We start from the raw sequence: 5,769 nt of genomic DNA, 5'->3' as shown, positions 1-5,769 counted from the left end.
GCATCAAGCAGCGCCTGATCGCGCGGGCACTGCAGCTGCGCGAGCGCGAGCCGGTCCTGTTCGAGCGCGGCCGTTATCTGCCACTCGAGGTGCGCGGCCCACTCGCCCGGCACGTGGTGGCTTTCGCGCGCCATGACGGCTCCACCACCGCCCTGGCCGTCGCGAGCCGCTGGACGGCGGCGCTGCTGGACGCGCCGCTGCCGCGAGTGCCGCCGGCTCGCTGGCAGGACACGCGGGTGGTGTTGCCGCGGTCGCTGCGGCGGGGTGATTTCTTCGACGCCCTGACCTGTGCGCCGGCGAGCCTGCGATCCGATGGCCTGTTGCTGTCGTCACTGCTGAAGCATGAGCCCGTGGCACTGGTCGTCAACCGCCGCGGCGCCTAAGCTGAGCCATGAGCGGATGGAAGAGCTGCTGCAGCGTATCGAGCGCGCCGGGCGTCCATGCTCCTGTGCAACGTCACTGCCATTGCGCTATCCTTGGGCCGGGAAGGGCGCCGCGCTCATCCGTGGTTTCCTTGAGACCGGTTGGTGAAACTCGTCCTCGGCACGGCCTGACGCGACCCTTCCTGGGCCCTTTCGTCGATCGAGCGGGGTTTCCCGGGGCCTCATCCAGCGGTCGAGCTCCTGGAAGAATGCCAACGATATAGGGGGTTCATCATGAATCTCGTGCGGCTACGGATCCTCTTGGGGGTTCTCGGGTTGGTGCCCATTGTCATCGGGATAGGCGGCATTGCCTCCGGATTGGAGCGGCTGGTACCCGACGGCCAATTCTCTTCGGACTCGGACGGCCAGTATCGTTATCTCTCGGCGATCTACCTGGGGTTTGGGGGTTTGATCCTCTGGATCCAGTCCCGGCTCGAGAGCGAGGTGCAATTGTTTCGGATCCTGATGACGATGGTCTTCGTCGCCGGGGTTGCGCGCGCCATACCCATCGTGGCGCTCGGGTTTCCGCGAATACCCGTTCTGATTGCGCTGGTCTTCGAGCTTATCTTTCCCCCCTTCGTGCTCATCTGGCACGCCATGGCCCTGAAGGACGAGACATCACCGCTGCGCCCGAAACTCTAAGGGTCCAGGTAGTCGCGCTCCCGGTTCAATCTACCACTTCCAAGGGGCCGCTCGAAGGGGGAGTGCTGTGGAGTGGAAGCGGCTGTGCCGATAGGCATGGCTCGAGGACTCGATATCCGAGGACAGCACCCATGTCTCTACCACAGCAGGAGGACCTCGCCCCCGGGCGTTCCGGCACCGACCGCCGCCGCTTGAGCCTTCGGAGCCTGGTCTACGGGGCCTGGCGCGGGCGGCGGGTGGCGGAACGGCGCACCGGAACACAAGCGGGCTATGTCGATCGCTATCCCTCGTCGGTCGTGCTCGCCGCGGTCGCCCTGTTCACGCTCGCCGTGGCCGACGCCTACGGCACTCTGGTCCTGCTCGAGGCGGGCGCCCAAGAGGTCAATCCGGTGATGGAGGCGCTCCTACAAGCCGAGCCCGCGTGGTTCGTGCCGGTGAAGCTCGCCATCACGGCGGTGGGCGTCCTCATGCTCGTGCTGCACAAGAACTTCTCGCTCGGCCAGATTCCGGCGTTGAAGGTCCTGTATGGCCTGCTCGGGCTCTATGGCTGCCTCGTCGCCTACGAGGGCGTCCTGCTCTTTGCGCTGCATCGGTCCTAGCCCCGCGCACCGCCATCCGTCCCTAGACCGTCACGAGCGGACGCAGTCCCGGCCCTCCTGCGGGCCCTGGACCGGGGGACCGCCATCACCGACAGCATGGGGTTTTTCATCCTCCTCGGTCTCGCGGCGGTGTTTCTGGTGTGAGTAGGTACGGCCCCGGGCCATGCCCCTACGCCGGATCGGGCCGGTTCCATTCCATGATCTGCCGTTCCATGTCCTCGATCGAGTCGAAACGGAGCGGTTCGTAGCAGCCGAGCGGGCTCGTCGCCGTACGCCCGGCGCAGCGACTACAAAAGGTACACGGGCGCTCGGCCTCGTCGAACCCGTCGCGAAAGCGCTTGGGGAGGTCCGGGTTGGCGAGGAGGGCGCGCCCCATCGAGACCATGTCGCATTTCCCATCGGAGAGGGCCTGCTCGATGAAGCCGCGATGCTGGTAGCCGCCGTTCGAGATGACCGGCAGACCGATCTCGCGCCGGAAGGTGGCGGCATAATCGAGACTGATGCCCTCTTTGTAGTGGTAGCCGATGCCGACGATGGGCCCGAGGAGCCAGCTTGGCAAGAGATTGAAAAGGGTGGCCTGCAAGGCCACCTTGGCGCTCAGGTGGCGGGCGTAGTTGCAGAAGAGCCGTGCCTCGAAGAGCGGAAACCGGCCGGGTGTGACCCGTGGGTGCAAAAACCCGTAGCCCGAGTCGATGTGCAGGAAATCGATGCCGAGCGCCTTGAGCCATCTCCCGTGATCGAGCGTCTGCTCCATGCCGTTGCCGAAGAAATGCGCCCGCAGTGGAAAGACGACGGGCAGGCGGACGTTCAAGGGCAAAAAGTTCCAGTCCGCGGCCGACAGGCGGATCCCGAACAGGAAGTCGCGACCGACTTCGGCGCGGACGGCCTTTACGATCTCCTCGAGTAGACGGAAGCGCTTCTCGGGCGTGCCGCCCCACTCGTCGGTGCGGCGATTGAGCCCTGGGTTGAGGAACTGGTGGATGATATAGCCCTTGCTGGCCGTCACCTCCATCCCATCCGCGCCGGTCTCGCGCACGCGGCGGGCGGCGTCGCGGAACTCCGCTATCTCCCCCAGGATCTCGGGCTCGGTCATCGGCGTGCGCCAGTTGTTATAGCCATAGGCCAGATCGAAGCCCGAAGAGGAGGACCACGAGTCCCGTACGTCCGGAAACAAGGACAACTGCGTGGCCATGCCGGGATCGCCGATCTGGATCAGATACTTGACGCCGGTTGCCCGGATCTCGCGGATGTATTTCCGAAGCGGCGGCACGAATCGGTCTTCGGAGAGGGGCGGGTACTGCATGGGCGATTGGCGGTAGCGGTTGATGTTGAGCGTCGTCGATATGATCCCGCCGACACCGCCCTCGGCGAAGCGCTTCTCGAAATTCTTCCAGACATCGGACGCCGTGCCGTTGTAATACGCGCTGCGTCCGCCCACGGAAGAGCGGAGCAGGCGGTTTGCAAAGGTGACGTTATTGATGGTGATCGGATCGAAGATCATGTGCGTATCCTCCTCTGCGTTAGGAATAGGAGATCGAACGCGGCGTCTCGATGCGGTGGTGAAGGAGGGGGTGCCGCGTCGGCGCTGTGCTCGTTCCAGCCAACCAGTTACCCTCGCGTTTATACTGTCAGACCTTGGCCATACCCCAGGGCCTCAGCGATCCGTCCCAGGTGGGTCTCAACGGCATCCCGACGGCTCCGGGACCTTGTTCGGACTTGAGGGCGAGCACCTGGTGTACGTGCAGTTGATTCCAGGCGAAGCGCATCGCCGAACCGGCCAGATAAAGACGCCACACCCGTGCCTTTCCCTGGGAGGAGAGGGCGGCAACTCTGTCCCAGTTCCGCTCGAGGTTGGCCGCCCAGTGGCGGAGGGTCGGGACGTAATGGTCACGCAAGTTCTCCACGTGGCGTACATCGAAGCCCGCCTTGTGCACGGCTGAAACGACCTTTCCGATCTCGACCAACTCACCGTCCGGGAACACATAGCGATCCGCGAAACCCGATCGGGAAAGACGCTCCTTGATACAGGGCTTGCGGCTGATCGCGTGATTCAGAAAACGGCCCCCGTTCGACAACAGTGAAAAGACCCTTGGGAGATAGCCGCTTCGCCGGCTCAGGCCCACGTGCTCGAAGAGACCGATCGCGCTTACGGCATCGAACGGGCCATCGTCGATGTCCCTGAAATCCTGGAGCCTGATGTCGATGAGCCTCTCCAACCCTTCTTCCCGCACTCGTCCGTTCGCATACTCCCGCTGGCGTTCGGAGAGCGTCACGCCGACCACTGTGGCGCCGTGATATTTCGCGGCATGAACCGCCATTCCCCCCCACCCGCAGCCGATGTCCAAGAGGCGTTTGTCGGGCCCGAGAGCCAGCTTTCGACAGATCAGCTCGTATTTATTCGCCTGTGCCTGTTCGAGCGAATCATTTTCGGATTCGAAGACAGCGCAGGTATAGGTCAACGACGGGCCTAAGATCAATCTGAAAAATTCATTAGGACGATCGTAATGGGCGGTCAGCGCGCTGATGTCTCTGCGCCTCGAATGTCTGAACCCGAATCGCCAACGCGCTTCTTCCGGGGGCGGCGCTAGTGGCCACAAGTCACGCAAGCCGAGGATCTTGATGCCTTTCAGGACCTGTCTGAAATTCAGTTCCACCTGGGGTAATCGCGATTGCAGCGCAATCACACCGAAGATGTCGCCCTCTATCTCGACTTCGCCGCTGACATAGGATCGGGCGAATCCCAGCTCTCCGGGCCGGGTAAGAATGCGCCGCAACGCGTTCTTGGAATGAATTACCAAGGTTGCAGGTGGATTGGGAGGTCCCATCCTGGTTCCATCGTAGGCGCGGATACCTATCGGGAGGTCCGTACCCAGAAGGTCTTCCACGAGGTCTTGAATCAACATGTCGTCTCCTCATTGTCATGTCGGTTTGTTATCGGATTCGAGCGATGACCTACGCTGGGTGCTGCTCCAATACTCGGATCCATTCGGAGCTATCAGAGCGATCTCGGCGTGTCCCGGTCATTCATGAGATCTCGCAGGACCCGTGGAAGGATAGGAAATTCAACACGGTGTTGCAAGGGTCCTGTGGTTTCGGCAGCGAGTGGGGTGTGATGGGGGCCGGGTCGGGAACCGTTTATCGGTCAGACCGCGGTGCAGGGCCCGGTGGTGAGGTCCCGGGGTCTTGACAGGCGCGTCCTCGAGGCACGAACGGGATCCCGTCTTCAAGACGCCGGCGCGGGGCTCGCCGCAGCCGAGGGCGTTGAGCGCGAGCACGTCAGGACATTGGCGGCGGTGACCGCACGCGCCGCGGACCAAGGCAGCGACGCAAGCTCAGGCCCCGCCGCAGACCGCGGACGGCCAAGGAGTGGCGGGCGGCGCAGATGGCGTCATGGAGCGAGATGAAGTGAACCTGGTCTCCTCCCTTTGATCATCGAAGCGGGCCTATGCTCGACGGCGAAACGCGCAAGATCGAGCTGCGCCGCCGCCCGCCCCCCACACCGGGTGGAACGGGCCGGGCACTGGTTTGGCGCCCGCCGATCTCGATCACGTGGTGCGAATCGCCTTGCCATTGCCATTTTTCTGACGTCCGCGCTTCGCGAAGGAACATATCGGTGCGGCCTAGCGCGGGCTGAGGCGCCGTGTGGTCCGAAATGGTGCAAGTATGGCATAGCACGTTAACGAGTCGCCTTGACAACCCGAAAGACCGGGTGGTCACTCACCCAGAAATCAGAACGAAGATGACATCACAGAACTACATCACAGAACCAAACCCTGACGCAATGCAACTCCACTTAGACAATAGGCCCGGGAACGTTCAGAGAACGAGCCGTTTACTGACCCCCGTGCTGATACTGGCGGTTCTGCCGCTCTGGCCAACCCTGTCCTTTGCAGGAGTGGAAGCCATCCTTACCGACGATGCGTATACCTCTTCTTCCAGCCGGGCGAAAAAATTTGGGAACAAGAAAGGCCTTCTCGTCTGCCCGGAAGACCGCACCCGCACCGTGCGCGCGGTGTTCACCGAGGAACAGCCCCATCTGCTGCCGCTACCCGATAACCCCTTCCCCACCGAGGAGCGCCTCGAAGTCAGCGTCCGCAAGACCCCTT

General features: G+C 63.0%; 6 protein-coding genes. 4 read left to right on the top strand and 2 right to left on the bottom strand.

All coding sequences use genetic code 11. The features are described from left to right. The 3 genes from M3461_20670 to M3461_20660 all read left to right on the top strand — a co-directional run. Positions 1–383: malto-oligosyltrehalose synthase (locus tag M3461_20670; protein MDQ3776588.1), on the top strand; the 383-nt coding region annotated here is incomplete at its 5' end. A gap of 273 nt (positions 384–656) precedes the next feature. Continuing rightward, entirely contained in the window at positions 657–1,064 is a 408-nt protein-coding gene (locus M3461_20665; protein ID MDQ3776587.1) for a DUF4345 domain-containing protein, read from the top strand. A gap of 131 nt (positions 1,065–1,195) precedes the next feature. Then, positions 1,196–1,663: a DUF5658 family protein gene (locus M3461_20660; protein MDQ3776586.1), complete on the top strand. Its 468-nt coding sequence runs from the start codon at positions 1,196–1,198 to the stop codon at positions 1,661–1,663. 169 nt (positions 1,664–1,832) lie between these two features. Here the strand turns inward: M3461_20660 and M3461_20655 are convergent, their stop codons facing one another. Beyond that, positions 1,833–3,164, bottom strand: coding sequence for an NADH:flavin oxidoreductase (locus tag M3461_20655; GenBank protein ID MDQ3776585.1), 1,332 nt, complete (start codon positions 3,162–3,164; stop codon positions 1,833–1,835). A gap of 127 nt (positions 3,165–3,291) precedes the next feature. Then, positions 3,292–4,566 carry a cyclopropane-fatty-acyl-phospholipid synthase family protein gene (locus tag M3461_20650; GenBank protein MDQ3776584.1) on the bottom strand — a complete coding sequence of 425 codons (1,275 nt, stop codon included), beginning with the start codon at positions 4,564–4,566 and terminating at the stop codon, positions 3,292–3,294. Positions 4,567–5,507: 941 nt separating this feature from the next. Here M3461_20650 and M3461_20645 point away from each other — a divergent pair. Next, positions 5,508–5,769 (top strand): hypothetical protein (locus M3461_20645; GenBank protein ID MDQ3776583.1); only part of this gene is annotated, 262 nt, incomplete at its 3' end.

The sequence above is a fragment of the Pseudomonadota bacterium genome, assembly GCA_030860485.1.
GTDB lineage: Bacteria > Pseudomonadota > Gammaproteobacteria > JACCXJ01 > JACCXJ01 > JACCXJ01.
This window is presented reverse-complemented; position numbering and strand designations above follow the sequence as displayed.